This window comes from Candidatus Terasakiella magnetica (assembly GCF_900093605.1).
Lineage (GTDB): Bacteria > Pseudomonadota > Alphaproteobacteria > Rhodospirillales > Terasakiellaceae > Terasakiella > Terasakiella magnetica.
Map to the genome: position 1 here is coordinate 64,186 of NZ_FLYE01000002.1, position 24,431 is coordinate 88,616.

Annotated in this window: 27 protein-coding genes and 1 tRNA gene; 9 read left to right on the forward strand and 19 right to left on the reverse strand. The window is 47.1% G+C overall.

Annotated elements, in window-relative coordinates; genetic code table 11:
* Positions 1 to 12 precede the first annotated feature (12 nt).
* Positions 13 to 1,269, forward strand: coding sequence for an HD domain-containing phosphohydrolase (locus MTBPR1_RS03415; protein WP_083222862.1), 1,257 nt, complete (start codon positions 13 to 15; stop codon positions 1,267 to 1,269).
* Between the two features lie 78 nt (positions 1,270 to 1,347).
* On the opposite strand, the gene grxD is transcribed toward MTBPR1_RS03415, so the two are convergent.
* The 13 genes from grxD to MTBPR1_RS03480 all read right to left on the reverse strand — a co-directional run bounded on the left by grxD (position 1,348) and on the right by MTBPR1_RS03480 (position 11,021).
* On the reverse strand, positions 1,348 to 1,683 hold the full coding sequence (gene grxD / locus MTBPR1_RS03420; RefSeq protein ID WP_069186156.1) for a Grx4 family monothiol glutaredoxin: 336 nt from the start codon (positions 1,681 to 1,683) through the stop codon (positions 1,348 to 1,350).
* Between the two features lie 60 nt (positions 1,684 to 1,743).
* A complete protein-coding gene (gene rarD / locus MTBPR1_RS03425; RefSeq protein ID WP_069186157.1) occupies positions 1,744 to 2,652 on the reverse strand; it encodes an EamA family transporter RarD in 909 nt (302 codons plus the stop codon).
* 12 nt (positions 2,653 to 2,664) lie between these two features.
* Entirely contained in the window at positions 2,665 to 2,898 is a 234-nt protein-coding gene (locus MTBPR1_RS03430) for a BolA family protein (RefSeq protein ID WP_069186276.1), read from the reverse strand.
* A gap of 62 nt (positions 2,899 to 2,960) precedes the next feature.
* The gene (locus MTBPR1_RS03435; RefSeq protein ID WP_083222863.1) at positions 2,961 to 3,746 is read right to left on the reverse strand and encodes a hypothetical protein; all 786 of its coding nucleotides are present in this window, start codon (positions 3,744 to 3,746) and stop codon (positions 2,961 to 2,963) included.
* A 130-nt stretch (positions 3,747 to 3,876) separates the two neighbouring features.
* Positions 3,877 to 4,344 carry a PTS IIA-like nitrogen regulatory protein PtsN gene (gene ptsN / locus MTBPR1_RS03440; protein WP_069186158.1) on the reverse strand — a complete coding sequence of 156 codons (468 nt, stop codon included), beginning with the start codon at positions 4,342 to 4,344 and terminating at the stop codon, positions 3,877 to 3,879.
* 46 nt (positions 4,345 to 4,390) lie between these two features.
* A complete protein-coding gene (gene hpf / locus MTBPR1_RS03445; RefSeq protein WP_240492852.1) occupies positions 4,391 to 4,981 on the reverse strand; it encodes a ribosome hibernation-promoting factor, HPF/YfiA family in 591 nt (196 codons plus the stop codon).
* A 198-nt stretch (positions 4,982 to 5,179) separates the two neighbouring features.
* Entirely contained in the window at positions 5,180 to 6,703 is a 1,524-nt protein-coding gene (gene rpoN, locus MTBPR1_RS03450; RefSeq protein WP_069186160.1) for an RNA polymerase factor sigma-54, read from the reverse strand.
* Between the two features lie 15 nt (positions 6,704 to 6,718).
* A complete protein-coding gene (lptB, locus tag MTBPR1_RS03455) occupies positions 6,719 to 7,495 on the reverse strand; it encodes an LPS export ABC transporter ATP-binding protein (protein WP_069186161.1) in 777 nt (258 codons plus the stop codon).
* A 48-nt stretch (positions 7,496 to 7,543) separates the two neighbouring features.
* Positions 7,544 to 8,365 carry an LptA/OstA family protein gene (locus MTBPR1_RS03460; protein ID WP_069186162.1) on the reverse strand — a complete coding sequence of 274 codons (822 nt, stop codon included), beginning with the start codon at positions 8,363 to 8,365 and terminating at the stop codon, positions 7,544 to 7,546.
* Complete coding sequence (gene lptC, locus MTBPR1_RS03465; RefSeq protein ID WP_083222864.1) at positions 8,365 to 9,060, reverse strand: LPS export ABC transporter periplasmic protein LptC; 696 nt, start codon at positions 9,058 to 9,060, stop codon at positions 8,365 to 8,367. The genes MTBPR1_RS03460 and lptC overlap by 1 nt, the downstream gene beginning before the upstream one ends.
* Before the next feature lie 18 nt (positions 9,061 to 9,078).
* The gene (locus MTBPR1_RS03470; protein WP_069186163.1) at positions 9,079 to 10,071 is read right to left on the reverse strand and encodes a KpsF/GutQ family sugar-phosphate isomerase; all 993 of its coding nucleotides are present in this window, start codon (positions 10,069 to 10,071) and stop codon (positions 9,079 to 9,081) included.
* Positions 10,072 to 10,175: 104 nt separating this feature from the next.
* Entirely contained in the window at positions 10,176 to 10,787 is a 612-nt protein-coding gene (locus tag MTBPR1_RS03475) for a ribonuclease D (protein ID WP_069186164.1), read from the reverse strand.
* A gap of 147 nt (positions 10,788 to 10,934) precedes the next feature.
* Positions 10,935 to 11,021 (reverse strand) — tRNA-Leu (locus MTBPR1_RS03480).
* Positions 11,022 to 11,226: 205 nt separating this feature from the next.
* Between MTBPR1_RS03480 and MTBPR1_RS03485 the strand changes: the two genes are divergently transcribed.
* Positions 11,227 to 12,240: a complex I NDUFA9 subunit family protein gene (locus tag MTBPR1_RS03485; protein WP_069186165.1), complete on the forward strand. Its 1,014-nt coding sequence runs from the start codon at positions 11,227 to 11,229 to the stop codon at positions 12,238 to 12,240.
* Between the two features lie 84 nt (positions 12,241 to 12,324).
* Here MTBPR1_RS03485 and MTBPR1_RS03490 read toward each other — a convergent pair whose 3' ends face one another.
* The 3 genes from MTBPR1_RS03490 to MTBPR1_RS03500 form a co-directional block, all read right to left on the reverse strand.
* Positions 12,325 to 12,795: a PaaI family thioesterase gene (locus tag MTBPR1_RS03490; RefSeq protein ID WP_069186166.1), complete on the reverse strand. Its 471-nt coding sequence runs from the start codon at positions 12,793 to 12,795 to the stop codon at positions 12,325 to 12,327.
* 97 nt (positions 12,796 to 12,892) lie between these two features.
* Entirely contained in the window at positions 12,893 to 13,249 is a 357-nt protein-coding gene (locus MTBPR1_RS03495) for a MarR family transcriptional regulator (protein WP_069186167.1), read from the reverse strand.
* 73 nt (positions 13,250 to 13,322) lie between these two features.
* Entirely contained in the window at positions 13,323 to 14,708 is a 1,386-nt protein-coding gene (locus MTBPR1_RS03500) for a leucyl aminopeptidase family protein (RefSeq protein WP_069186168.1), read from the reverse strand.
* A gap of 153 nt (positions 14,709 to 14,861) precedes the next feature.
* On the opposite strand from MTBPR1_RS03500, the gene MTBPR1_RS03505 reads away from it, so the two are divergent.
* Together MTBPR1_RS03505 and MTBPR1_RS03510 are read left to right on the forward strand one after the other, a co-directional pair.
* Complete coding sequence (locus MTBPR1_RS03505) at positions 14,862 to 16,265, forward strand: sensor domain-containing diguanylate cyclase (protein ID WP_069186169.1); 1,404 nt, start codon at positions 14,862 to 14,864, stop codon at positions 16,263 to 16,265.
* Between the two features lie 3 nt (positions 16,266 to 16,268).
* A complete protein-coding gene (locus MTBPR1_RS03510) occupies positions 16,269 to 16,922 on the forward strand; it encodes a glutathione S-transferase family protein (protein WP_069186170.1) in 654 nt (217 codons plus the stop codon).
* Here MTBPR1_RS03510 and MTBPR1_RS03515 read toward each other — a convergent pair.
* Entirely contained in the window at positions 16,919 to 17,896 is a 978-nt protein-coding gene (locus MTBPR1_RS03515) for an alpha/beta fold hydrolase (protein ID WP_069186171.1), read from the reverse strand. The genes MTBPR1_RS03510 and MTBPR1_RS03515 overlap by 4 nt on opposite strands.
* The gene (locus MTBPR1_RS03520; RefSeq protein WP_240492853.1) at positions 17,880 to 18,881 is read right to left on the reverse strand and encodes an ABC transporter ATP-binding protein; all 1,002 of its coding nucleotides are present in this window, start codon (positions 18,879 to 18,881) and stop codon (positions 17,880 to 17,882) included. The genes MTBPR1_RS03515 and MTBPR1_RS03520 overlap by 17 nt, the downstream gene beginning before the upstream one ends.
* 80 nt (positions 18,882 to 18,961) lie before the next feature.
* On the opposite strand from MTBPR1_RS03520, the gene MTBPR1_RS03525 reads away from it, so the two are divergent.
* From MTBPR1_RS03525 to MTBPR1_RS03545, 5 genes are all read left to right on the forward strand, one after another.
* A complete protein-coding gene (locus MTBPR1_RS03525; protein WP_069186172.1) occupies positions 18,962 to 19,144 on the forward strand; it encodes a zinc-finger domain-containing protein in 183 nt (60 codons plus the stop codon).
* Between the two features lie 348 nt (positions 19,145 to 19,492).
* Positions 19,493 to 20,107, forward strand: coding sequence for a substrate-binding periplasmic protein (locus MTBPR1_RS03530; protein ID WP_069186173.1), 615 nt, complete (start codon positions 19,493 to 19,495; stop codon positions 20,105 to 20,107).
* Between the two features lie 322 nt (positions 20,108 to 20,429).
* Positions 20,430 to 23,267 carry a DNA polymerase I gene (gene polA, locus MTBPR1_RS03535; RefSeq protein WP_069186174.1) on the forward strand — a complete coding sequence of 946 codons (2,838 nt, stop codon included), beginning with the start codon at positions 20,430 to 20,432 and terminating at the stop codon, positions 23,265 to 23,267.
* A gap of 18 nt (positions 23,268 to 23,285) precedes the next feature.
* Positions 23,286 to 23,585: a hypothetical protein gene (locus MTBPR1_RS03540; RefSeq protein ID WP_069186175.1), complete on the forward strand. Its 300-nt coding sequence runs from the start codon at positions 23,286 to 23,288 to the stop codon at positions 23,583 to 23,585.
* Positions 23,586 to 23,692: 107 nt separating this feature from the next.
* On the forward strand, positions 23,693 to 24,088 hold the full coding sequence (locus tag MTBPR1_RS03545) for a hypothetical protein (RefSeq protein WP_069186176.1): 396 nt from the start codon (positions 23,693 to 23,695) through the stop codon (positions 24,086 to 24,088).
* Here MTBPR1_RS03545 and MTBPR1_RS03550 read toward each other — a convergent pair.
* Positions 24,072 to 24,431, reverse strand: a complete 360-nt coding sequence (locus tag MTBPR1_RS03550) for a DUF423 domain-containing protein (RefSeq protein ID WP_069186177.1) — start codon at positions 24,429 to 24,431, stop codon at positions 24,072 to 24,074. The two genes, MTBPR1_RS03545 and MTBPR1_RS03550, sit on opposite strands and share 17 nt — an antisense overlap.

The window sequence follows — 24,431 nt, forward strand, 5'->3', positions numbered from 1 at the left end:
AAAGATATAAAAATGACGGCTCTTAGAGAGTTCAACGGAATAGATATCGATCTTGGGCGTGCCGCGCATACGGTGACGAAGGCGTTAGACTATGTTGGGATTGATGATAAGAGCCATGGGCGTCGTGTGGGGCTGATCTGTCATCGTATCTCACATTATCTCGGCTGGGATCGTGATCGCCGTCATTTTATTCTTTTAGCGGGTATGCTGCATGATTGTGGTGTGTCTTCTACCGCCATTCACCAGAAGCTACTGGACGAAATGGAATGGGACGGGGCAGAAGAACATTGTGTGCGAGGTGATTTTTTCTTAAAAAGCTTCCCGCCATTTTCCCCTTATGCCGAAGCCATTCGCTATCATCATACCCGTTGGGAAGAGTTTCCAGATACAGTTGCTCAGGATGTGCGCGAACATGCCAATCTTGTTTTTTTGGCAGACCGCCTTGATGTGGCCTATGCGATCTTTACCTTGGATAAGCCCGGGCATGAGACCTTGCTCCATCGTGATGATATTTTGGGGCAGTTAGAGCCTTTTATCGGTACACTCTTCAGTAAAGAGATTTTTGAAGCCGCCAAGAAAGCCATTGTGAAAGATAGTTTTTGGTTAGAGCTTCAAGATGAGTTTCTCGATGATGCCATCTTTGAAACCTTGTCGTTTAGTGATCATCGCATCTCTCTTCTCTTTGAAGAGATTGAAGCCTTGGGGGAGTTGATCTCTCAAATCGTCGATGCGAAAAGTCCTTTTACCCATTATCATAGTTTGCGGGTTGCTGATCTTGCCTATTCAATTTCCGGCTATGTGGGCTATGGTGAAAAAGAACGCCGCACCTTGCGCATTGCAGGATTGCTCCATGATGTGGGTAAATTGCGCACACCTGATGAGATTTTAGAAAAACCATCGGGCCTGTCTCCCACTGAGCTTGCCCAGATGCGCCGCCATCCCATGGATAGTAAGCGCGTACTTAATGCGATTTTCCCCGATACACCCATCGGTAAATGGGCCTCTGAGCATCATGAAAAGCTCAATGGTTCGGGTTACCCTTATGGCTGGAGTGCGGAGATGATTGATGAGCCAACACGCATTTTGGCAATTGCAGATATTTTTCAGGCCCTTTGTCAAAAGCGTCCCTATCGTGACCGTCTAAAGGTCAATGAAGTCTTGGAAATTATGGATAAGATGGTTGAGGCCAATGAGCTAGACCGTGATATCTATCAGTTCCTTACGACCAATAAGGATGAGCTTTATCAAACCGCCATTCGAGAAGGCTAAGTGTCTTAGTCTGTAGACATAAAAAAAGCCTCCTGTTTTTCGAAGCAGGAGGCTTTTCTTTTTTTGTTTCAGCTTGTTTTAAGCGGCTGTTTCAATGCCTTTATCTTTAAGCAATTGAGCCAGTTCGCCATTATCAAACATTTCACGAATGATATCGCAGCCACCAACAAACTCGCCTTTAACATAAAGCTGTGGGATCGTTGGCCAGTTAGAAAACTGTTTGATGCCTTCGCGAATTTCAGGGTCTGTTAGAACATCAACGCCTTTGAACTTCACGCCAATATGTGTGAGGACCTGCACAACAGCAGCAGAGAAACCACATTGCGGGAACATCGGTGACCCCTTCATGAAAAGAAGTACGGAATTGTCAGCAATATCTTGCTCGATACGTTCAAAAACAGGGTTGTCGTTCATAACTTTAGAATCCTTCTTGAGTGTGTTTGTGTACGGATATGGCTGGCTTTAGGGCGTTTGTCAAGGTAGGGCTGCTTTCTTGGCCCGACTTTGTTGCCAAATACTCATGCTATAAAGAAGAACGCCTGCCCAAATGAAACCGAAAGTAACCAGCTTATCCAGCTCAAACGGTTCAAGGAAAATGAAGATCGCAAGCAAGAACTGACAGGTCGGATTGATATATTGCAAAATACCCACCGTGGAATAGCGCAATTGACGCGCCCCAAAGGCAAATAAGATGAGAGGAACAGCCGTTACAGGCCCAGCAAGCATGAGGAGGCCCTGCATATCAATATTTGCCGTGGTGAAATAAAGCGCGTTCTGGCTGAACAGGAACCCCATATAGAAAAGGGCAATAGGGGTCATAATGAGTGTTTCTAGAAAAAGCCCGACGACTGACTCAGCAGGGGACTTTTTTCGCAACATCCCATAAAAGCCAAAAGAAAGCGCAAGGCTAACAGCAATCCATGGGAGCTTCCCATAGGCAAGGATTTGATAGAGCACTCCGAGCAAGGCAAGCCCGATGGCGAGGCCTTGCATCTTGGAAAAACGTTCTGCAAAAAAGACAGCACCGAGCAAGACCGCAACGAGTGGCATGATGAAATAGCCCATGCTGCCTTCAAGAGCTTGTCCTGAAATAACCGCATAGATATAGACACCCCAGTTAATGGAGATGAGCATGGCACTGAGTGCAAACAAAAAGAGCCTTTTGCGGTTTGCCAAAATTTCTGCCACATGGGGCCATTTTTTGGTGAGCGTGATAATGAGCGCTAAGAAAGCCACGGACCAGACGATGCGGTGGCACAAAACCTCAAGGGCGGAGACCTCAGAAAGGGCTTTAAAATAAAGTCCAAAGGCACCCCAAAGAACATAGGCTGCCAATGCTGAGATGGCAGCCCAGTGCAATTTTTGTGAAGCAGGTGCGCTCATGCGCAGAACTGCTTATTCAGGTGTACTTGTTTGTAGGGCAAGTGCATGGAGATCGCCGCCCATTTTACCTTGAAGGGCTGCATAAACCATCTGGTGCTGTTGCACACGGTTTTTGCCTTCAAAAGATGGAGAGACGACATAAGCAGCATAATGGTCCCCATCACCGCGCAGGTCTTCAATGCGGATCTCGGCATCAGGTAGGGCTTCACGGATCATGCTTTCAATTTCATGTGCTTCCATAGCCATGGTTTTCTCTCCCATTTATTGTTTTCTTCCCCTTAAGGATATAAGGCTGAAGGGGCGAAGCGTCAATGCTTTAGGGGCGGGGCCTTATAATTGATGCCAAGGGGTGGTTCATCTAGACCATATTTTGCAAAAAGGCTTTTGAGAATATGTTTATCCTTAAGCTTTTTAAGTAATGCATCAAACTCAATTTTGGTTATCTTGGCGTTCGGCATAACAATAAATTGGCGATTATAAGTGTGATCGGCTTTAGGTAGGATATTGAGCCTTCGATAGAGCGTGGGGTCTTTAACAGAAACCCAATTTAGATAGGCCTCACTGGAAATAGCTTTATGAACCCGGCCTTTTGCTAAAATATTAATGGCGCTGGATTCGGAATTAACCAGCGTCACATTGGGCATTTGGGCAAGTTTATCTATATCAAACTGTGCAAAGGCGTAATGAAACCCCCGTACAGCCCCAATAGAATTTACATGATCGTGCTGGTTCTCTTCTTTGAGCTCAACAAATAGGTCTTTGCCATCTGTTAAGGTCAAGCTTCCTTGCCCGCCGCGCTCAAGCCAACCCCATTTCACATCGTTAAAAGCGATGAGATCAATCTGCTTTTTATCGTAAGTTGCCAGTAGGCGTTTTGCCGGAAAGAGGTGGGCGGTGAACTTATAAGTTCTTTGATCTTCATTTAAAGCGCCGAGCAGATCATAGACCAACCCTTTTTGGCTGTTATGGTCCAGAACAAAAGGCGGCTGCACAGAGGTGAGCCCCACATTAATTGGCTGTTGTGCCACCGCTTTAAAGGCAAAGAGGCACATGCAGAGCAATATAGCCCATGAGAGACGAGAGCGCAGTTTCATATCTTTCACCTTCTTTAAGAGGAGATTGAATATCACTATATTAGAATGTAACATTTTTTTTCAAGAGGCACTCACAAAAAAACCGCCTTTATGAAAAAGACGGCTTTTTTATTTATTCTCTAGCGGCTTTTCAAGCGGCCTGATGGCTTTCGCCTTGTTCTGTCAGGACCGAATATAGCGCCTCTGGCGTATCTGATCCGCGCAGTTTTTCACAGGCCGTATCATCACGCAAAAGGCGCGAAACACGGGCCAAGGCTTTTAAGTGATCTGCACCAGCACCTTCAGGGGCCAGCAACACAAAGATCAGGTCAACCGGGTCATCATCAATAGAATCAAAATCAACGGGCTTTTCAATGCGCGCAAACAGGCCGTACAGCCCATCCAGCTCATTGAGCTTTCCATGCGGGATCGCAATACCATTCCCAACACCAGTGGTGCCAAGACGTTCACGTTCCAATAATACATCGAAGATCGCACGTTCATTCAAGCCGGTCACTTCACTTGCGTGGCGTGCCAGTTCTTGCAAAGCTTGCTTCTTGCTTGTCGCACGCAAACTCGCAACAACACGTTCCGGTGTTAGAATATCTGAGATTTCCATTGCTGTATAATTTCCGGTTCTTAAAAAACGATGGCCTGCGTCTTACTTATGCGCCTGTCGGATCAATCCAACCGATATTGCCGTCATCACGACGGTATACCACATTTACGTTGCCATTTGCACTATTTCTGAAAACCAGAACAGGCAAATCAGCTAAATCCATGCGCATAACCGCATCGGCAACAGCCAGTTTATGAATTTTTTTGTCCACTTCTGCCACAATTGCTGGGCCTGCAGCTTCTTCAACGGGCTCATCATGACCGTCAAAAACGGTATAAGGCACAGTTTCAACAGCTGCACGGTCCTGTTCACGATGGTGATCACGCAGACGGCGCTTGTGACGGCGCAATTGCTTGGAGATACGTTCAATGCTTTCGTCCACAGCTGCATAGGCATCGCCCGCTGTACCACGGCCTTGAACGTGAATTTCTTTTCCAACGTGTACGGTGATATCGGATTTAAAAAGGTGTTTATCTTTGGAGACGGTCGCTGTGCCTTCAACGGCTTTATCAAAATACTTTTCAGTATTTGTTTTCAGCGTGTCTTCGATGTGAGTACGCAGGCTATCGCCAACGTCCATTTGTTTACCTTGTACCGCAATTCTCATAATAGAAGTTCCTGCTTGGGTTATAGCCATTTATAATCCGGCCCTTCAAGCGTCTTTCATTTTCTCAAACGTTACACGTTTCCACAAAAGCGTTATCGTTTTTGCGCGAAGGCCGGGAACTTAGTGGCAGTGTTCCTATATGTCAATAGTATTAATATATGCCAATCACTTTCCCTTCATTTTGATGTTCGTCATGAATATGTGGGAAAAGATGATTGAGATTTCAATTTACTTTCCGAGTAAAGCCTTTTTCTCCCGCCTCCTTTGTACGGATGAAGCTATGCCTAAGGCTTCACGGTATTTTGCCACGGTTCGACGTGCAATGTCGATACCTTCATTTTTCAAATGTTGCACCAATTTGTCATCAGACAGGATTTTTTTCGGGTCTTCATCGTCAATTAAGCGCTTAATCTTGAATTTGACCGATTCTGCTGAATGGGCATCTCCGCCTTCAGAACTGTTGATGGCTGAGGTAAAAAAGTATTTCAGCTCATAAATCCCGCGTGGTGTGGCGATATATTTGTTGGACGTGACCCGAGAGACCGTACTTTCATGCATCTCTACCGCATCGGCGATATCACGCAGCACGATGGGTTTGAGATATTCCACGCCTTTTTTAAAGAACATATCTTGTTGGCGCACAATCTCGGTCGAGACTTTCAAAATAGTGGTGGCGCGTTGATGGAGTGATTTCACCAGCCAGTTGGCAGTTTGAAAACACTCTGAAATGTAATGTTTGGACTCTTTATCAAGGCCAAGCTGGCTGACCTCAGCATAATAGGAATTATTAACCAGAACTTTCGGCAGGTTTTCACTGTTAAGCTCTACCAGCCATTTTCCTTTAAGCCCCTGTTTCATCATTATGTCAGGGGTGACAGCTTGGATTTCACTAGTGTCAAAAGCAAGAGCAGGGCGCGGATCAAGGGCTTGGATTTCTGCGATCATGTCGCTTAAATCTTCTTCATCAATGCCGCAAAGCTTTAAAAGGGCCGGAAAATCCCGTTTGCCCAGCAAGTCCAGATTATCAACCAGTGCTTCCATGGCAGGATCAAAACGGTCTTTTTCTTTAAGCTGTAGGGCAAGACATTCAGATAGGCTGCGGGCAAAAATACCGACGGGGTCAAGGCGTTGAAGTTTGGTGAGAACGTCTTCTAAGAGGCTTTTTTCACAAGAAAGGCTCTCAGCCATTTCTTCTAAATCAGCGGTGAAATAGCCACTTTCATCAAGAAACTCAACCATATGAGCGGCAATGATGCGCTGGGTTTGCTCAGAAAGATCCAGATTGATCTGTTCAATTAAATGGTCGCGCAGGGAAAGATCGGCGGTGATGTTTTGTGCCCAATCAAAGCTTTCCCCATCAGCCGTGCCACCGCCTTTACTATAACTTGTGGTGTCAAGCCCACCTGAGCCCGCCAGTGTTTGATCACCCGGTGTATCGCTGCTCCATTGATTGTCCACATCGGCATCGATGGAGTCGTTGTTGCTGCTTTCTTGACTGTTGAGATTGATATCTTCAAGGCCGGGGGCATCGCTGGCATTTTCTTTTGCATTACCTTCAGGCTCGACTGTTTCCTGAATAGGGGCGTTTTCGCTTTCATCGCGTTGAAGCAGGGGGTTGCGCTCGAGCTCTTCTTCAACAAAGGTGCCGAGCTCAAGGTTAGACATTTGCAACAGCTTAATGGCCTGTTGCAACTGGGGTGTCATCACCAGTGTCTGGGATTGTTTGAGGTCTAACCTGACGCTTAATGCCATTGTTTCAACTCAAACCTAAAGAGTAAAGCGTTCGCCAAGATAAACGCGGCGTACATCTTCATTGCCCACAATATCGCGCGGTGTGCCTTCCATGAGCACAGCGCCATCATGGATGATATAGGCGCGATCAATGATATCGAGTGTTTCACGCACATTATGGTCCGTAATCAAAACGCCAAGACCACGGTCTTTTAGATGTTTTACCAGTTCACGAATATCACCCACCGCAATCGGGTCAATCCCGGCAAAAGGCTCATCCAGCAAAATGAAATGGGGTTGAGAGGCAAGTGCGCGGGCAATTTCTACGCGGCGACGCTCCCCACCTGAAAGCGCCAATGCTGGTGCGCGGCGCAAATGCGTGATTGAAAATTCAGCCAAGAGGGATTCAAGGCGAGCTTCGCGGCGATTGCGTTTGGGTTCAACCACTTCCAAAACCGCACGAATGTTCTGCTCAACCGTCATACCACGGAAAATTGAGGCTTCTTGGGGGAGGTAGCCAATCCCCATGCGCGCACGGCGATACATGGGGAGTTCTGTAATATCATGTCCATCAAGGGTGATATTGCCATAGTCAGGTGCGATCAATCCGGTAATCATATAAAAGCAGGTGGTTTTACCCGCCCCGTTTGGCCCTAACAGGCCGACAACTTCACCGCGCTGGATTTTCAGGCTTGCACCACGCACAACGGGGCGTTTTTTAAAACGTTTGCCCAGCCCATCTGCAATAAGGCCCTGATTATCGGTAACAACACGGGGTTGTTTTGATCCCGGAGTATTTGTTTCTTCTGACATATGGATGCGCCTAATGTGGCGTCCTTATTTTGTTTTTGCGTGGCACTATTATTGCATAGTTTTCACGGTTGGCAAGACTAACCCGCGCACGCGGTTGTCATTTGTGCCTGCACAGGCCTTTAAACGGCTGATATTGGTCTTTAAATTCACGGTTGCAGAACAACCATTAAGCAAATTTCCACCGCGTTTGATCTTTACCGCCCCTGTTAAAGTAGCGACTCCGCTATTTACATTATAGATGCCTTTATCAGCGGTGATATGTTCGGTCTTACTTACAATGATCACATTGCCAAAGGCGTTTACGCGGTGAATTTGGCTGTTGCCTTGTTTGTCTTTGCGAAAAAGGGCGGCAATGACATCGGCCTTGATCTTGCGACCTTCACGCACCGCTGTGGCATTGCCACGCGCAACGGCTTGGGCACGTTCTTCCCAATATTCCAAGGTGTCATCGGCGCTGATGGTATCTTGCGGGGTGACCAGTTTGGGGCGCGTGCCGGAAATCACCATGATGGCGCGCTTTAGGTCATAGACCGCTTTGTCACCTGTTGCCGTTTCTGTTGCAGAAACGATTTTAACAGCCCCTAGGGCTTCAAGGCGGTGAATATTTGTATTGCTACCTTCCGGCTGACCTTCATCTTCCAGGTAATAAGCGCGAAGCTCATCAGCATTTAGGGTAACGCCTGCGCGTTTGGCAACCGCATTACCTTGGGCGATGATCAATTGTGAATTTTGCTGCCACTCAATGCCGTTATCAGCATAAATCTCTAGCGGTGCATTGGGTGAGCCACTGGCAAGATTGATATCTTGAGCATGGGCAACCGACAAGGCACAGGAAGATGCGATTAACAGGGCGAGGGCTTTTTTGATCATTATTTTTGACTAATCCGGTTCAAGAAGAGCTTGGCAGTTGTCTTGCCCGTGAAGATGATGGTTTTTCCCTTATCAATCAAGCGAAAACCTTCTGACTCGATGCGCCCAAAGGGCCCTTGTCCTTTTACAGGGTTATGACCTTCAGCCGATCCATTAGATAGGTCCACACCAGCCGTTGCCGTATGCATTTCATAACCTGAATCATGAAACAGGTTTACCGCACCATCTAGTTCAAGATATTGGGTCGGGCGGTCATAAAGTCCGGTTTCTGAGGTTAGCACCAGCCATGTGCCGTCATTAAGGGTAATGTCGGCCTTGGGCAGTTCCAGCAAAATGCTTTGGGTCTCATCATCAATGCGCTTGGCAATATCAGCAGTCACGGAAAAAGGCTGATTATCGTTATCGGTGCCAATATAGCGCGCATTAATCATGGACGGGTCTTTCGCCTCAGAAAGCTCAATATTGGAAAAGCCGATGGAGAAACGTTTTGAATCTGCGCGCAAATGCGGCCAGATGATGATCATAATAATAAGCACAACAGCGATCAGCGGCAAAAACAGCTTCATCATTTGCACAAAGCGGCTATAGGCCCGGCTGGCTTTTGAACGTGTTGTCAAAGAAATGGCGTGGGTATCGCGATAACTCCTGCGCGAAGCAGGTGTTTGAGGGCGGTCAGTGCGTGATGCCAAAGCCATTAAATCTCAACCCGTTACCTAAACGATGCCTGCGCGCAAGCAATCGTGAATATGAAGGACGCCGTGAACCATCGTTTCATCATTTAGCACGAAAAGGCTCGTAATGGCTTTTTCATTCATGATGGCGAGGCCTTCAACCGCTAGTGCGTTTGCACCAATTGTCTTTGCGCCCGTGGTCATGATATCGCCTGCACGCTTTTGAATCAAATCATCTGTCATATGGCGGCGCAAATCACCATCCGTGATAATGCCAAGGAGGACTTTCTTTTCATCCACAACAGCCACGCAGCCAAAATGTTTTGCCGTCATTTCTAAAAGCGTATCACTCATCAATGTGTCTTTAGAAACAAGCGGTATAGCCTCGCCACTATGCATGAGGTCTTTCACCTTCATCAACTGGTTGCCAAGGCTGCCACCGGGGTGGAACTGTTGGAAATCATCAGCAGAAAAACCACGGCGTTCCAACAAGGCAACTGTTAGACAGTCCCCCATAGCCAAGGTCATGGTGGTTGATGTGGTGGGTGCAAGGCCTAATGAGCAGGCTTCTTGGGCCGCAGGTAGAACAAGGGAAACCGTTGCGGCTTCTGCCAAAGTGCTGTTACTGCGCGATGAAATGGAAATCATCGGGATGGAAAAACGGCTGCTATAGGCAATAAAGTCTGAAAGTTCAGCCGTTTCACCGGAATTGGAAAGGGCTAAAATAGCATCAGCCTGTGTGACCATGCCTAAATCCCCGTGGCTGGCCTCACCGGGATGAACGAAAAAGGCAGGTGCCCCAGTGGAGGCTAAACTTGCGGCAATTTTACGCCCGATATGACCGCTTTTGCCCATGCCAGTGACGACAATGCGCCCTTTAACATGTGCAAGCACATCAATGGCTTTGGCAAATTCATCATCCAATGAGTCAGCAAGCGCATTTAATCCCTCGGCCTCCAGCTTCAAAACGCGTTTGGCGGAGTCCAGATCAAGGGCTGCAGGGCGTGGTTTTGCAATGCGGGTATGTAGGGCCATGATTTAAGCGGTCTCTTTTCTCAAAGTAAGTTGCCCCAGATATAGGCGGGAAGGCGGCTTTTCGTCAATAAGTCTGCACGGCTATGTTTGTGCAAGGCATGAGCTTAATGAGAAAAGATATCCATTTCCGGCCAACCCTCAAGGTCAAGGCGTGCCCGAGTCGGTAAAAAGTCAAAGCAGGCTTGAGCCATTTCTCTGCGCCCTTCACGCACAAGCATATCATCCAGTGTTTCTTGAAGCTGGTGCAGGTAAAGCACATCTGAGGCGGCATATTTTACTTGTTCAGGCGTGAGCTCTTTTGAGCCCCAGTCTGAAGATTGTTGCTGTTTGGAAAGATCAATGCCGAGCAATTCCTGACAAAGGGCCTTGAGGCCATGTTTGTCGGTGTATGTGCGCACGAGCTTAGATGCGATCTTTGTGCAATAAACAGGTGTGCAGGTAATGCCAAGGTATTTTTCAATTACCGCAACGTCAAAACGCGCATAGTGAAAGAGCTTTTCCACATTTTGGTCAGCCAGAAGTTTTTTCAGGTTGGGGGCATCATAAACAGGCTCATTAAAGTGAACCAGATGGGCTGTGCCATCCCCACTGGAAAGCTGAACGACACATAAACGGTCACGATGGGGGTTAAGACCCATGGTCTCGCTATCAATGGCAACGGATTTGCCAAAATCGATATTTGCAGGAAGGTCACCGTAATGTACTTCGATCGTCACAGCTTGTACTCACTTTATCACTGATATGGTTTTGCACCACTCTACAGAAATTTGCCATTCATGAGAAGGATAGAGTGTGGATATTTTGCCCTTTAGGCATAAAAAAAGCGCCGAAAGCGGCGCTATTTTTTAACCACTCTAAAAGAATGGTGCCCAAGAGAAGAGTCGAACTTCCACGGCCTTGCGGCCACAGGTACCTGAAACCTGCGCGTCTACCAATTCCGCCACCTGGGCATCTTTCAGTGTGGCAAATCCCTCAACGGGATGGCGGTTTTTAGGGGGATGGCATCTTATTGTCAATATAAAATCTGAAACTTTTTTCTCAAACGAATGAATTCGATTAAGAGGAAGGTTGTCGTGCTGATGGAAGGGGTATATAACCGCTAATAAGGAATAAGTTTCTTACATTGGTTATAGACCAGCATTGAGGAGATAGGTGATGGGGCGCCGTATTGCGACAGTTTTTGGTGGGTCAGGTTTTCTGGGTCGTCATATTGTAAAACGTCTGGCTGAACAGGGCTACACTGTTCGTGCAGCTGTGCGTGATGTTGAAGCCGGCATGTGCTTAAAGCCATTTGGCAACCCGGGCCAGATTATCTTGCAAGCCTGTAATGTGCGAAATGCCGATATGGTCGCGCGCTCTGTTGAAGGGGCTGATGTGGTGTTTAACCTTGTTGGGCTTTTGTCCCAGTTTGGCAAGCAGACCTTTGATGCGGTTCATGCTGAAGGCGCCCATAATATTGCAAAGGCCTGTGCAGAGGCGGGGGCGGATAACCTCATTCATGTCTCAGCTCTTGGTGCTAATGAAGAAAGCGAATCACAATATGCGCGCACAAAAGGCGCTGGTGAAAAAGCGGTGCTGAATGTTTATCCAACAGCAACGATTTTGCGCCCAAGTGTTGTGTTTGGTCCAGAAGATAACTTCTTTAACAAATTTGCTGGCATCATGCGCTTTACGCCTGCACTGCCCGTGATTGGCGCGCCTTTGATCCCAGATGTGAAGTTCGACGGTGACCTGGACATCAATCTTTACGGCGATGGCGGGGCAAAGCTTCAGCCTGTTTATGTGGGCGATGTGGCCCAAGCAGCGGTAAATGCCATTGATAATGCAGATGCCAAAGGCAAGACATATGAGCTTGGCGGCCCTGAAGTGATGACATTTATGGGCATCATGAAGCGCCTGTTGAAACATACACAACGCAACCGCATTCTGGCCCCTGTGGCCTATCCGATTGCAAAAATCCTCGGCGGTATTCTCGGCTTCTTGCCAAAACCATTGCTGACAGGTGACCAAGTGGTCATGCTGGAAACCGATAATGTGGTTTCTGAAGGCGCACTGACCCTGCAAGACCTTGGTGTTGAAGCAACCTTGGCTGATGTGATCTTGCCGACATATCTATGTCGCTTTAAAGAACTGAAAAACCAGTCGCGCCACATTGAGCGCCGCATCTAAGTTCTTTTAAAGCCCAACAACAAAATAAAGGCCTCGCAGGTTTTATCCGGCGGGGCCTTTTGTTTTTTTGTCGTGAAGGGCGCTTTATGAGGGCATCATGCTTGCGGGCATTTTTACACAAACGATAGAGCCTTTTGCACAAGCTTTGCCTTTTGCGAAAACGGTAATTTCAACAATCACTTTCTTTTCTTTAATTTCCTTGATTTTACCGCGCAGTTCCAGCGTTTCTCCCATGGGGGTTGGGGCAAGGAAATCTACATTGAGGTTGGCTGTAACAAAACGCAAGGCAGGTTCGCTCCCCATGTCACGACCATTGGCCTTATAAGCCGCAGCTGCGGCTGAACCTGTGCCATGGCAATCAATGAGAGAAGCAATGAGCCCGCCATAGACATAACCGGGTAGGGCGGTATGTTCTGGGCGCGGTTCAAAATGGGCGACGGTTTCTTTACCCTCCCAGAAGCTTTTGATCTGAAGGCCATGGTCATTGTTTTTACCACAGCCATAACAATGGCCCAGCTCATCGGGGTATAGGTCTTGAAAGGCAAGCGTCGTCATGGGGATTCTCCATATTCATAAATCTGTTGACAGACTTATAGCGGACAATCGCGCCTTAAAATATCAGATAATTGTAATATAATGTAAAGCCGAAGCGTTACTTCTTTTCGCCAAGATCAACGGCACTTTGCACGATGATTTCACCGAACTCACGCAGATAGACCGAGCCTTTAACTGTGCGTTGAACCAGCACGCTGCGACGATCGCTATCATCAACTTTGCGGCGCAACAGTTCCATCTGGCCCAGACGGTCAAGCGCACGGGTAATTGCAGGCTTGGAAACATTCATGCTTTCAGCCAGCCCCCGCACGGTATGTGGGGGTGGTGTAAGATAAACAGTAAGCAATAAAGCCATTTGGCGTGCAGACAGGTCTGGCCCGTCACGACGCACGCTTTCAACAATTGCTTTTCGCCAGAGGTCCAGTGCCTGGACCGGTTCGAGTTCTACACCCATGTTTCTCGCCATTTCGTTACGGTTTCGAACATATTTACGTAAGCTAGTCTATAAGGGCAACACTTAATATTTATTAAAGACGTTTTTTTATCATGGCAAAGGCAGCGCGCAGGGCCATAGCCTCGCCACCTTCGGGGCGCCCAGCCTTGCTTGAGGTGTTCCATCCCATCACATCAAGATGGGCCCAAGGGGTTGAATTTAAAACAAATTCTTCAAGGAAAAGGGCTGCGGTAATGGCCCCGCCATAAGGGGCTGCGGACTCATTTGAAATGTCACCTGTCTTGCCATCAATCATTTTGCGATATGGTTTCCATAAAGGTAGACGCCACATGTTATCACCTTGTGATTGACCTGCCATGAGTAAATCATTGGCCAAATCGTCGTTATTTGAAAATAGGGCAGGTAATTCGGTGCCCAAGGCAACGCGTGCTGCCCCTGTAAGGGTGGCGAAATCAATGATAAAGTCAGGCTTCTCCTCACTTGCCAGCGTTAAGGCATCAGCCAGAACCACACGACCTTCTGCATCAGTATGACCGATCTCAATGGTTTTACCTTGGCGCGAATCGACCACATCAAGTGGGCGCATGGCTTTATCAGAAACCGCATTTTCAACAGCTGGGATAAGTACGCGCAGGCGAACAGGCAGTTTTGCCGCCATAATCGCCTTGGCAAGACCAAGCACATGGGCCGCTCCACCCATATCTTTTTTCATCAGCTTCATAAATTGCGCTGGTTTGATATCCAGACCACCGGTGTCAAAACAAACGCCTTTGCCCACAAGGGTGATTTTGGGGTGTTTATCACTGCCCCATGTGAGGTCAATCAGGCGGGGGCGGCGATCACTTGCGGCCCCCTTACCCACCGCATAAATAGCAGGCAGGTTTTCATCCATAAGCCCATCATCAATGATGAGCTCACATGCGGCTTCATGCTCATCAGCAAGGTCTTCAGCGGCTTGGGCAAGCTCAACAGGCCCCATGTCAGCCGCGGGAAGGTTGATTAAATCACGGGTGAGCTCAATTCCTTCAGCCAAGGCTTGAACGGTTTGTTTATCGGCTGTTTTAGGCAGGACAAGGCTGGCAAATTCTTTGGTGGCTTCTTTATACCAATCAAAACTGTATGTGCCCAAGGCCCAGCCCAGCACGGCTGCATTGGCCTCATCTGCCTTATGGCGGCCTTTGATTTTATAGAGGGCTTTGGGCAGTTTTGCAGGCAGCGCGGCAAAGTCCCACATCATATTGTCTTGGCTAATGCTAACAAGGATTTGCTCGATTTTGCCTTTTTTACCGGGAAGAGCGATGCTTGCCCCGCCAACAGGCTTGAAATCATTGGATTTAATCCAGTTTTGGGTGTCCTTGTCCTGCTTTTCCAACCATTTGTCAAAGGTGTCACATGCCACGCTGATCAAGGTGATCGGTTTGTCTTTTGGGTGTTCAACAATGTAATCAAAAGCAGGCATGGATGAGGTCCTTTTATCTGGAAGACAGGTGATGGGGGCATAATGAAGATATTGAGACAGGGCAGCAACAAGTTTAGATGGAAATATTAATTAGTTTATAAGCATTCTATGATACAGTGCTGAAAAAAAGATGGCAGGAATAGGTCTTAGAATATGGATGCCAAAAAATATAAGCAGTTGTTGGAATTTCAGCGCAGCGTTTCAGGCAAGCCTGAGCGTGAAATTATCCAGCAAGGGATTGAGCTGGCTGTGGTGCTCACTGATAGTGAGATCGGTTATATCCACTTTATGAATGATGATCAGGAAACCATTGAGCTGGTGACATGGTCTAAAAAAACGCTGGAATATTGCGAGATGGCCTTTGCACGCCATTATCCGGTGTCAGAGGCTGGTATTTGGGCCGATACTTTTAGAAACCGCGAAGCTGTCATTCATAACGACTATCAAAATATGCCCGATCGAAAAGGTTATCCTGAAGGCCATGCCCATTTGGTGCGCCATGTGGGGGTGCCTGTGATTGCAGGCGATATGGTGTGCATCTTGATGGGGGTGGGCAATAAGGTAGATGAATACGGTGAAGAAGATGTGATTGCCGTGCAGGCGGTTGGGGACATGATCTGGCAGCTGGTTGAGCTGCGCAAAAAACATGTTGAGCTGGAAAACCTGCAAAAGAAAATGCATCACGCCCAGAAAATAGCCCGGATTGCCAGTTGGGTGTGGGACCGTGATGATGATGTGATTGAATGTGAAGACAGCCTTTTTAACATCCTTGGCCTGCCCTTAGAGAGCAAAAAGCCCAAGACCATGAGTGAGCTTATGCGCCTTGTTTGCCCCGGTAAACATTGGGACCAGCATATGGAAACGGTTCATAAGACCCCGTTTGGCAAGCAGTTTACCTGTGAAGTTCTTCATGATGATCATAATGTCAAAAAACGCCTGCTTTTGATGGGCGATGTGCAAGACCGTGAACGCGGTGCGGGCGAGCTTGTTTATGGGATTGTGCAGGATATGTCGCCTGCTGATAAAATGGCGCTGGATTATTGGGATGCGCGCCATGATGTGCTGACAAAACTGGGTAATCGTAAATATCTCCATGAAATTATCGGGCGCACAGAAACGCGCAAACGTTATCAAGACCGGATTGCCATTCATTATATTGATCTGGATTATTTTAAACCGGTAAATGATCAGCTGGGTCATAAGGTTGGGGATCGGGTTTTACAGATTACGGCAGAACGTATGCAGGCTGCGGTACGTTATAGTGACCATGTGGTGCGTATTGGTGGGGATGAATTTGTTGTGGTGCAGACAAATGCACAGACAAAAGACCATATTGAAAGCGTGGCTCAAAAACTGATTGAAACCATCTCTCACCCCATTGCCCATGAGGAGGAGATTATCCAAATTGGGGCCAGTATCGGCATTGAATGGAGCGAGGGCTGGCACTGGAATGGCGATGAAATCTTAAAACGCGCAGATAAAGCCTTATATGTAAGTAAGGAAGAGGGGCGCGGGTGTTATCGCTTCTTTGATCGCTCACTATTAACAGAGGAATAAGCCATGTCTGATATGAAGATTATTCTGGGGAATCGCAATTATTCTTCTTGGAGCTTGCGCCCTTGGTTGGTGATGAAGCATTTGGGGCTGGATTTTGATGAAATCGTTGTGCCCCTGTTTGAGGGGGACTTTAAAGAGGAACTGCTCAAACATTCGCCTTCGGGCAAAGTGCCGGTTTTAAAGTTTAAAGATCAAGAGATTTGGGATTCGCTGGCAATCTGTGAATATCTCAATGAAGAAAACCCTGATGCGGGACTTTGGCCCGTTGAAACAGAGGCTCGTGCGATTGCGCGCTCGGTCTCTTATGAAATGCATTCGGGCTTTTTTAATATCCGCAACGACATGCCGATGAATATTCGGCGTACCATTGATGGGTTTAGCCCCAGCAGCCTGTGTCAGGAAGACATTAACCGCATTATTGAGATTTGGACAAGTTGCCGCCAACGCTTCGGGCAAAGTGGCCCGTTTCTTTTTGGTCAGTTTTCCATTGCCGATGCTATGTTCGCACCAGTCGTAAGCCGCTTTAACAGCTATCGCATTCCCATTAAAGGGGTGGCAGCTGATTATATGCATGCCATTTTGACGCTTTCTTCCATGGAAGAATGGACCGAGTCCGCCTGTGGGGAAGAATGGGTAATTGAGGCGGTTGAGCTTTAATCACTCTGGGCGAGGCGCTCAAAAGCATTGATGTCTGCCTGTGAGGGTAGGGCCTTGTTGCGCGCCTTTATCCAACTGACAATATCTTTCCACACGATAGGGGCGTTGATATCTCTAGGCAGCCAGTGCCAGCCCTCAGGGTAATACGCCAGCTTTGGAGTGTGCTGCATAAGTCCCAGCATGGCCTTGGTGGCGTTTTTGGGGATGACCTCATCCTTTGCACCATAAAGAACCAAGGTTGGGGTTTGAATATGGGGGGCGCTTTCAAGGGCGGCTTCCATGGCTTGGCTGACCCCAAAGATGGCATCAACGCGGGTGCCTCTAATCACCAATGGGTCACGTGACCAGTTTTTCCAGTTTTCAAGATGATCCGTTGGTTGCACGATGCCGCCACCGCTGAGCTTAAGCCAAGGCAGGGTATGGCTGATCAAATAAAGCCCTGCCTTTTGATACCAAGGCCAGATGCGCATGCCCCATACAGCAGGGGCCGATAAAATAATACCTTCAACGGGAAGTGGTTTCACGCTCGCCAATGTATTCATGACAATGGCCCCGCCCATGCTTTCGCCAAGGACGAAGAGGGGAAGGTCTTCATTTCGGGCATGGATGAGGTGAATGATCTTGGCAAGATCGTTTTTTAGGGTTTGGGTCCCTGCCCACATACCACGATGGGGGGCTTGTCCAAAACCGCGCTGGTCATAGGTAATCAGCTCAATCCCATTTTGGGTAAAATGTTCCGGCGCATCTGGATTTAGGAAATTGCCATAATCATTAAAACCATGCACACCCAGTAAAATGGCTTTTTTCTCACCCTTTGCAGGCCAGATGCGCAAAGGCAGCTTTGCCTCATCGTGCATGAGGAAATGATCTTTTGTAATATCAGCAACAGCATGTGGCGCGCCGGCACCTTCCATATGCGGGGTGCAGGCAGCCAGTAAGAAAACAACCAGCAGGCTTTTAAGCGATTTTTGCATTATCTTCACGGGTGAGTTGTAAGAACAGGTCTTCAAGATCGCTTTCTTTGGTGGTCAGGTCTGAGACTGTGAGCTTTGCCTGTGAAACCAGATCAAGGATTTTAGCAATTTCCACTTTTGACGGGCTATATTGAAAGCTCAACTGGTTATTGTGATGAAGTGCAACCTTATAGCCATGCCCACGCAGAATATCAGGGACCTCGCTTAAAGTTTCACTGACGGTGACGCTCAGCTCTTTGGCATCCATTTTTGAAAGCAGGGTCTGTGTCTCATCACAAGCCACAAGGCGACCATGGTTGATGATGGCGACTTTATCACAAAGCTCTTCGGCTTCTTCTAGATAGTGGGTGGTCAGCAACACGGTAGTGCCTTGGCGGTTAAGCTCGCGCACATAATCCCAAAGCTGCATGCGAAGTTCAATATCAACACCGGCTGTGGGTTCATCCAAAACCAAAATAGGCGGGGAATGGACCATGGCCTTTGCCACCAGCAAACGTCTGCGCATCCCCCCTGAAAGGGTGCGGGCATAGGAAGAGGCTTTATCTGCCAAACCAACGGCGTCAAGGATCTCATCGGTGCGGCGTTGGTTTTTCGGAACGCCATAAAGGCCCGCTTGAACCTCCATTAATTCACGTGGGGTGAAAAAAGGATCAAGGTTAAGCTCTTGGGGGACAATGCCGATAGAACGCCGTGCAGCGCGCATTTGATCTTCAATATCATAATCCCAAATGCGGGCCTCACCTGAGGTTTTAACCACCAGCCCGGCAAGGATATTGATGAATGTGGATTTACCCGCGCCGTTTGGCCCAAGCAGGGCAAAGAAGGAGCCTTGCGGGATGGTCAGGCTTACATCATTAAGCGCATGTTTTTCCGGCTGCCCGTACGCACTTTTATAGGTCTTGGAGAGATTTTTGACCTCAATTGCCGCTTTGGGCGTTGAATTTGAGGTGTCTTTAGGTTCATTTTGCGCTATAGAAGCTGTCACGAGATTTGCTCCGGTTGTAATCTTATATGGCAATCGGTATCATTGAGTTTAGTTAATGACAATGTTTTTAGGGGGCATTTATGAAGCCTGAAGAAATCATCGAGGTAGAAACCGCATCTGTTGCTTGTGATGGCGACGGCGGTGCAGCGGGCCATCCACGTGTATTCCTGACCATTCAACAGGAACATTCTAACGAGGTTGTTTGCCCATATTGCTCCAGACATTATGTACTGAAAGAAGGCGTTCAATTGCACGGGCATTAAGAACGATCTTTCTGAGAAGTGATTTAGATGCAAAAGGATTCTCGTCAAGGGCGAGGGTCCTTTTTTATTTATTTGACTGTATGATAACTATCATATTAAGAGTGCGATCTATTTATGTTATATATCATATTATAAATAAGCCTAATGGATTGATGGTATTGTTCTTCCCAACTAGAGATTACTTTTAATTTTATCAAAATTTATCTATGATCCGGGCCGCTTTGGGGAAAGTAGATAAGTACAATGTTGAAAAAACTATTTTTTATATGCCTGATATTTATAGGAAGCTTGCCTGCACAGGCCGGAGTCTTTGAATTAAGCGCGCGACAAAATTCTTTAATCGATTTAATGGGTGCTGAGATTCTTAAAGAGGCTTATGGCCGTTTGGGTCATACAATTATGGTGAAACAACGTCCCGGATCGCGTGCTATTAAAGAAAGTAATTCAGGCTTAAATGACGGTGTGGTCATGCGCCTTGAAAAGGTCATGATAAAAAATGAAAACCTCTTGAAGGTTGATGTGCCGCTGTGGAAGTTTCAGGTCGCCGTTTTTTCCCCATCACCTGTATTGAGTGTGAAAAACTGGGATGATATTAACAAGAAACGTGCTGCAACCTATCTTGGTTATAAATATATCGAGAGCAAGCTTGTGGGTAAGAAGCATGATTTGGTGCCCTCCTTTGAAATCGGCATGCGTATGCTCAGCAAGAAGCGTTTTGATTATCTTATTTATGGCAAGCTTGATGGTTTGGAAGCTGCCAGTAAGGTAAAGCCCCGTAATATTTACTGCACGAGCCCCATTGAAGAATATGATGAATTTCATATGGTTCATAAAAGCCATGCCGCGTTAGTGCCAAAATTGAATGAAGTGTTGCGCAAAATGGAAAAGAGCAAAGAGATTGAGAAAATCCAGATGCGTGTTCTTGAAGAACATATCGGTGAATATTCAAAACTCTGTGATTAAGACCTAGGGTCAGGACCTATTAATTTATTGAGTTTGGCAGAGATGAATTTGAAGAAGGATTAGGTATAGTCCCCGCAGAAGTATTTGTACTTTAAGGGGGGTATAACGACAGCTTTCTTCAAATTCATCCTGTCCCTTCGGGATTTATTAAAAATGCCACAAATGCAGCGTCAAAGACTTTTGAAAGTACAAGTACTTCCTGCAAGCCATTTCCTTGCCTTGTGGTATTTTTAATAAACCAAACACATTAAATTAATAGGTCCTGACCCTAAAATATAATCTTCCTTCTTGAACGTTGGTTCGGCTTCGCTATAGTCTCTTTATGACTGATACAACGACACAAACAGCCAAGCCCGAACATGTTTATTTGATTGACGGTTCCAGCTTCATCTTCCGTGCATATTTCGCCAATATGCGCAACCCTATGACCCGATCTGATGGCACGCCCGTTGGGGCTGTTTATGGTTTTTGCTCCATGCTGATGAAGCTGTTGAGCGATACGGATGCAGATCATGTGGCTGTTGTGTTTGATACCGCGCGCAAGACCTTTCGAAATGATGTCTATCCTGAATATAAGGCGCACCGCCCGCCGCCGCCTGATGATTTGATCCCCCAGTTTGACCTTGTGCGTGAAGCGGTTGAAGCGTTTAATGTGGCACGCGTTGAAATGGCAGGCTATGAGGCCGATGACCTGATTGCAACCTATGCCAAGCAGGCTTCAAAAATGGGCTCAGATGTCACCATCGTGTCCATTGATAAAGATTTGATGCAGCTGGTGGATGACCATATCTGCATGTATGACACCATGAAAAACCGCATTATCAAACATGATGAAGTGGTTGAAAAATTCGGTGTTGGCCCAGAACGTGTCATTGATGTGCAGGCTTTGGCAGGTGATAGCTCAGATAATGTGCCCGGTGTTGAAGGTATTGGCCCCAAAACAGCGGCATTGTTGATCAATGAGTATGGCGATCTGGAAACTTTGCTGGAGCGCGCTTCTGAAATTAAACAGAATAAACGCCGGGAGCGTTTAATCGAACAGGCCGAAATGGCACGTGTTTCAAAAGAATTGGTGACGCTGTGTCAGGATGTGCCAATTGATGTACCGCTTTCTGATTTTGCCAATCAGCAGTTTGATGCTGAAAAGCTGATCAATTTCTTTGAAGAGCAGGGCTTTAAATCTCTGATCACGCGGGTTGCTTCAAAATTTGGTGTCGATGTCGCCCAAGATGAGGGGGGGGCGACTGAGCGCAAAGATGGTGAGGTCGCACTACCTTCTATGGCAGAGCTTTGCCCAAAAGAAACAAAATATGAGCTTGTTCAAGATGAAGCCACATTGGCACGCTGGATTGAAGCCGCACGTCTCAAAGGCACTGTTGCGGTTGATACGGAAACCGATAGTCTTGATGCGTTAAGTGCCACATTGGTTGGGGTGTCTTTATCTTATGAAGTGGGCAAGGCTTGTTATATTCCCTTGCGCCATAAATCAGCCCAAGCGGCGCAAACTTCTCTTTTTGGTGATGATGAGGGGCCAAGTGATGCGCCAGTGCAGGTCAGCTTTGATAAAGCAACCAGCTTGATTAAAAGCCTGCTTGAAGATGAAACCGTCTTAAAAGTCGGACAGAATATTAAATACGATATGCTCGTGCTGGCAAATCCTGAGAATGGGGGCATGAAGGTTACGCCCATTGATGACACCATGGTACTTTCATACATCAATGAAGGTTCCCAACATGGTCATGGTATGGATGAACTTTCCGAGCTTCATTTCGGTCATAAACCCATCCCGTTTAAAGAAGTCTGTGGTACGGGTAAAAAACAGATTACCTTTGATTTGGTGGAACTGGAAAAAGCGCGCGATTATGCCGCAGAAGATGCTGATATCACCTTGCGCCTGCATCAATTGTTAAAGCCTCAGTTGGTTGGCAATAAAAACACCACCCTTTATGAAACTATGGAACGCCCGTTGATTTCAGTACTGGCTTTGATTGAAGGCAATGGCATTAAGGTGGACGTGCAGGAATTGCGCGCCATTAGTGATGAATTTGCCTTGCGTTTGGCTGAACTTGAAAAAGAAATTCATGCCCTGGCAGGGAAAGAATTTAACATCGGCTCGCCCAAGCAGTTGGGTGAAGTGATGTTTGATGACCTTGAACTTCCCGGTGGGAAAAAAGGTAAAACAGGGGCTTATCAAACAGGTGTCGGCGTTCTAGAAAAGCTCGTTGATGCGGGGCATGAACTGCCCGTAAAGGTTATGGAATGGCGCCAGCTTTCCAAGCTGAAAAGCACATATGCCGATGCGTTGATCTCACAAGTAAATGCCAAGACAGGGCGTGTTCATACCTCTTTCCAGCAAGCTGTGACCTCAACAGGGCGTTTAAGCTCATCTGATCCAAACTTGCAAAATATTCCCATCCGCACACAAGAGGGCCGTCGTATCCGCCGGGCTTTTGTGGCTGATGAGGGTAAAGTGTTGATGGCGGCGGATTATTCACAGATCGAGTTGCGCCTGCTTGCCCATGTGGCAGAAATTGACTCCTTAAAAGAGGCTTTCCTCAAAGGCATTGATATTCACGCCTTAACCGCATCTCAAGTCTTTGGTGTGCCTGTTGAAGGCATGGACCCCATGGTTCGGCGCAATGCCAAGGCGATTAACTTCGGGATCATTTATGGGCAATCCCAATATGGCTTGGCAAAACAGCTGGGCATTTCCAATGGGGAAGCCAAGGACTATATCGAAGCCTATTTTGAACAATATCCGGGCATTCGCACCTTTATGGAAGAGGCTAAGGATGAAGCCCGCGATAAGGGCTATGTCACCACGTTTATGGGGCGCAAATGTTTCATCCCCGGCATTAATGACAAAAATGGCGCGCGCCGTGCTTATGGGGAGCGTGCTGCTATTAACGCACCGATCCAAGGCGGGGCGGCTGATATCATTAAACGCGCCATGGTTGGCTTGCCTGAGGCTTTAAATAAGGCGGGGCTATCCTCACTGGTTTTATTACAGGTTCATGATGAACTTGTTTTAGAGGTGCTTCCTGATGAAGTTGAAAAAACAAAGGAAGTCCTTAAAGAAGTGATGGAGGGCGCAGCCCAATTGAGCGTACCACTAGTCGTGGATATTGGGGTCGGTAATAATTGGGAAGAAGCGCATTAAAAAGGTGTTTTGAAAATCATGGCAAATGAACTTAGAAAAATCGTTTTTAATTTAACTGAAATTCAGGCGGCCCTTTATATTTTTAAAGAAAAGGTCGGGGTTGATTTGCCATCTGCTGCCTTGAGTGAAGTTAAAGAAGAAGCGGGTGGGCGGCTGATTTTCACTTTTCAAAATGGCAAAACCTTAGCCATGCGTGATCGCGATATGGTCACAGCCTTGCTTGTTTTTTGCCAACAGAAGAACATTATGGTGCCTAAAAAAGGAAAAAAAGTTTTACGGGTTGAAGCTAAGGTATTGACAATGCTTATTAAAATATAATTTTCATAAAATTTTATAAAAAACTACGTAATCTCACCTATTTTAGGGATGAAACTATTTAATTTTCGGCTATTCTTGAACCCATGGTTAAGTATTGGTGAGTGAAAATGCCTGTTGAAGTTAGACGTATTGAGTTCAGCGAAATTGAATTGCGCAAAGCTCTGATGTTTTATCAGGCCCGCAAAGAAGGCGAGGCCAATGTCAGTGGCATCAAGGTCATGGGCGGGGATGAGTTTAATATTGTAGCCAAAGTCTCAACCGCAGCCAATGATGAGGTCTCGCGCAAAGTCTTTGATCATGCAACGACCATTGCAGTCATGGTGCTTTATTCAAAAAAGGCGGGGATTCCGCTGCCCCGAAAAGCACGCAAAATGATCACCCCGACAGAATTTGGCGGTGTTGCGATGACTGTTCGATATGAACATAATGTCTTTGATATGGATTTATCAGGGATCGAGCCTGTTTCAAAGGCACCGACTGTTGCGTCTAGCGGTCACGCATAAAACCATATAAGGCAAGGCAAAGCCAACCTAAAATAAAGCTGGTGCCGCCAATGGGGGCGGACATGGGGAAAAGGCTCATTTCCCAAAAGCCCTTCATATAAAGCGTGCCACAGAATAAGGCCACGCCTGCTGTAAAACAACATCCCGCAATGGTAATGATGCGGGATTTTTCTTTAGCTAAAATTGCGATGCCGACCAAGGCCAAAGCATGCCAGATTTCATACTGGACGGCTTTATCAATGAGGATGATTGAAGCGCTATCAAGGTCTGCATGGGCTGAAATCGCACCTGCAATAACCGTTTGTGCCCCCATAAGGCCAGCAAGGATGAGCCAGATGCGCAT

What these genes read in the sequence shown, in the direction of transcription:
- MTBPR1_RS03415 (WP_083222862.1), top strand. Translation starts at nt 13, where the DNA reads ATGACGGCTCTTAGAGAGTTCAACGGAATAGATATCGATCTTGGGCGT.
- grxD (WP_069186156.1), bottom strand. Translation starts at nt 1,683, where the DNA reads ATGAACGACAACCCTGTTTTTGAACGTATCGAGCAAGATATTGCTGAC.
- rarD (WP_069186157.1), bottom strand. Translation starts at nt 2,652, where the DNA reads ATGAGCGCACCTGCTTCACAAAAATTGCACTGGGCTGCCATCTCAGCA.
- MTBPR1_RS03430 (WP_069186276.1), bottom strand. Translation starts at nt 2,898, where the DNA reads ATGGCTATGGAAGCACATGAAATTGAAAGCATGATCCGTGAAGCCCTA.
- MTBPR1_RS03435 (WP_083222863.1), bottom strand. Translation starts at nt 3,746, where the DNA reads ATGAAACTGCGCTCTCGTCTCTCATGGGCTATATTGCTCTGCATGTGC.
- ptsN (WP_069186158.1), bottom strand. Translation starts at nt 4,344, where the DNA reads ATGGAAATCTCAGATATTCTAACACCGGAACGTGTTGTTGCGAGTTTG.
- hpf (WP_240492852.1), bottom strand. Translation starts at nt 4,981, where the DNA reads ATGGCTATAACCCAAGCAGGAACTTCTATTATGAGAATTGCGGTACAA.
- rpoN (WP_069186160.1), bottom strand. Translation starts at nt 6,703, where the DNA reads ATGGCATTAAGCGTCAGGTTAGACCTCAAACAATCCCAGACACTGGTG.
- lptB (WP_069186161.1), bottom strand. Translation starts at nt 7,495, where the DNA reads ATGTCAGAAGAAACAAATACTCCGGGATCAAAACAACCCCGTGTTGTT.
- MTBPR1_RS03460 (WP_069186162.1), bottom strand. Translation starts at nt 8,365, where the DNA reads ATGATCAAAAAAGCCCTCGCCCTGTTAATCGCATCTTCCTGTGCCTTG.
- lptC (WP_083222864.1), bottom strand. Translation starts at nt 9,060, where the DNA reads ATGGCTTTGGCATCACGCACTGACCGCCCTCAAACACCTGCTTCGCGC.
- MTBPR1_RS03470 (WP_069186163.1), bottom strand. Translation starts at nt 10,071, where the DNA reads ATGGCCCTACATACCCGCATTGCAAAACCACGCCCTGCAGCCCTTGAT.
- MTBPR1_RS03485 (WP_069186165.1), top strand. Translation starts at nt 11,227, where the DNA reads ATGGGGCGCCGTATTGCGACAGTTTTTGGTGGGTCAGGTTTTCTGGGT.
- MTBPR1_RS03490 (WP_069186166.1), bottom strand. Translation starts at nt 12,795, where the DNA reads ATGACGACGCTTGCCTTTCAAGACCTATACCCCGATGAGCTGGGCCAT.
- MTBPR1_RS03495 (WP_069186167.1), bottom strand. Translation starts at nt 13,249, where the DNA reads ATGGGTGTAGAACTCGAACCGGTCCAGGCACTGGACCTCTGGCGAAAA.
- MTBPR1_RS03500 (WP_069186168.1), bottom strand. Translation starts at nt 14,708, where the DNA reads ATGCCTGCTTTTGATTACATTGTTGAACACCCAAAAGACAAACCGATC.
- MTBPR1_RS03505 (WP_069186169.1), top strand. Translation starts at nt 14,862, where the DNA reads ATGGATGCCAAAAAATATAAGCAGTTGTTGGAATTTCAGCGCAGCGTT.
- MTBPR1_RS03510 (WP_069186170.1), top strand. Translation starts at nt 16,269, where the DNA reads ATGTCTGATATGAAGATTATTCTGGGGAATCGCAATTATTCTTCTTGG.
- MTBPR1_RS03515 (WP_069186171.1), bottom strand. Translation starts at nt 17,896, where the DNA reads ATGCAAAAATCGCTTAAAAGCCTGCTGGTTGTTTTCTTACTGGCTGCC.
- MTBPR1_RS03525 (WP_069186172.1), top strand. Translation starts at nt 18,962, where the DNA reads ATGAAGCCTGAAGAAATCATCGAGGTAGAAACCGCATCTGTTGCTTGT.
- MTBPR1_RS03530 (WP_069186173.1), top strand. Translation starts at nt 19,493, where the DNA reads ATGGGTGCTGAGATTCTTAAAGAGGCTTATGGCCGTTTGGGTCATACA.
- polA (WP_069186174.1), top strand. Translation starts at nt 20,430, where the DNA reads ATGACTGATACAACGACACAAACAGCCAAGCCCGAACATGTTTATTTG.
- MTBPR1_RS03540 (WP_069186175.1), top strand. Translation starts at nt 23,286, where the DNA reads ATGGCAAATGAACTTAGAAAAATCGTTTTTAATTTAACTGAAATTCAG.
- MTBPR1_RS03545 (WP_069186176.1), top strand. Translation starts at nt 23,693, where the DNA reads ATGCCTGTTGAAGTTAGACGTATTGAGTTCAGCGAAATTGAATTGCGC.
- MTBPR1_RS03550 (WP_069186177.1), bottom strand. Translation starts at nt 24,431, where the DNA reads ATGCGCATCTGGCTCATCCTTGCTGGCCTTATGGGGGCACAAACGGTT.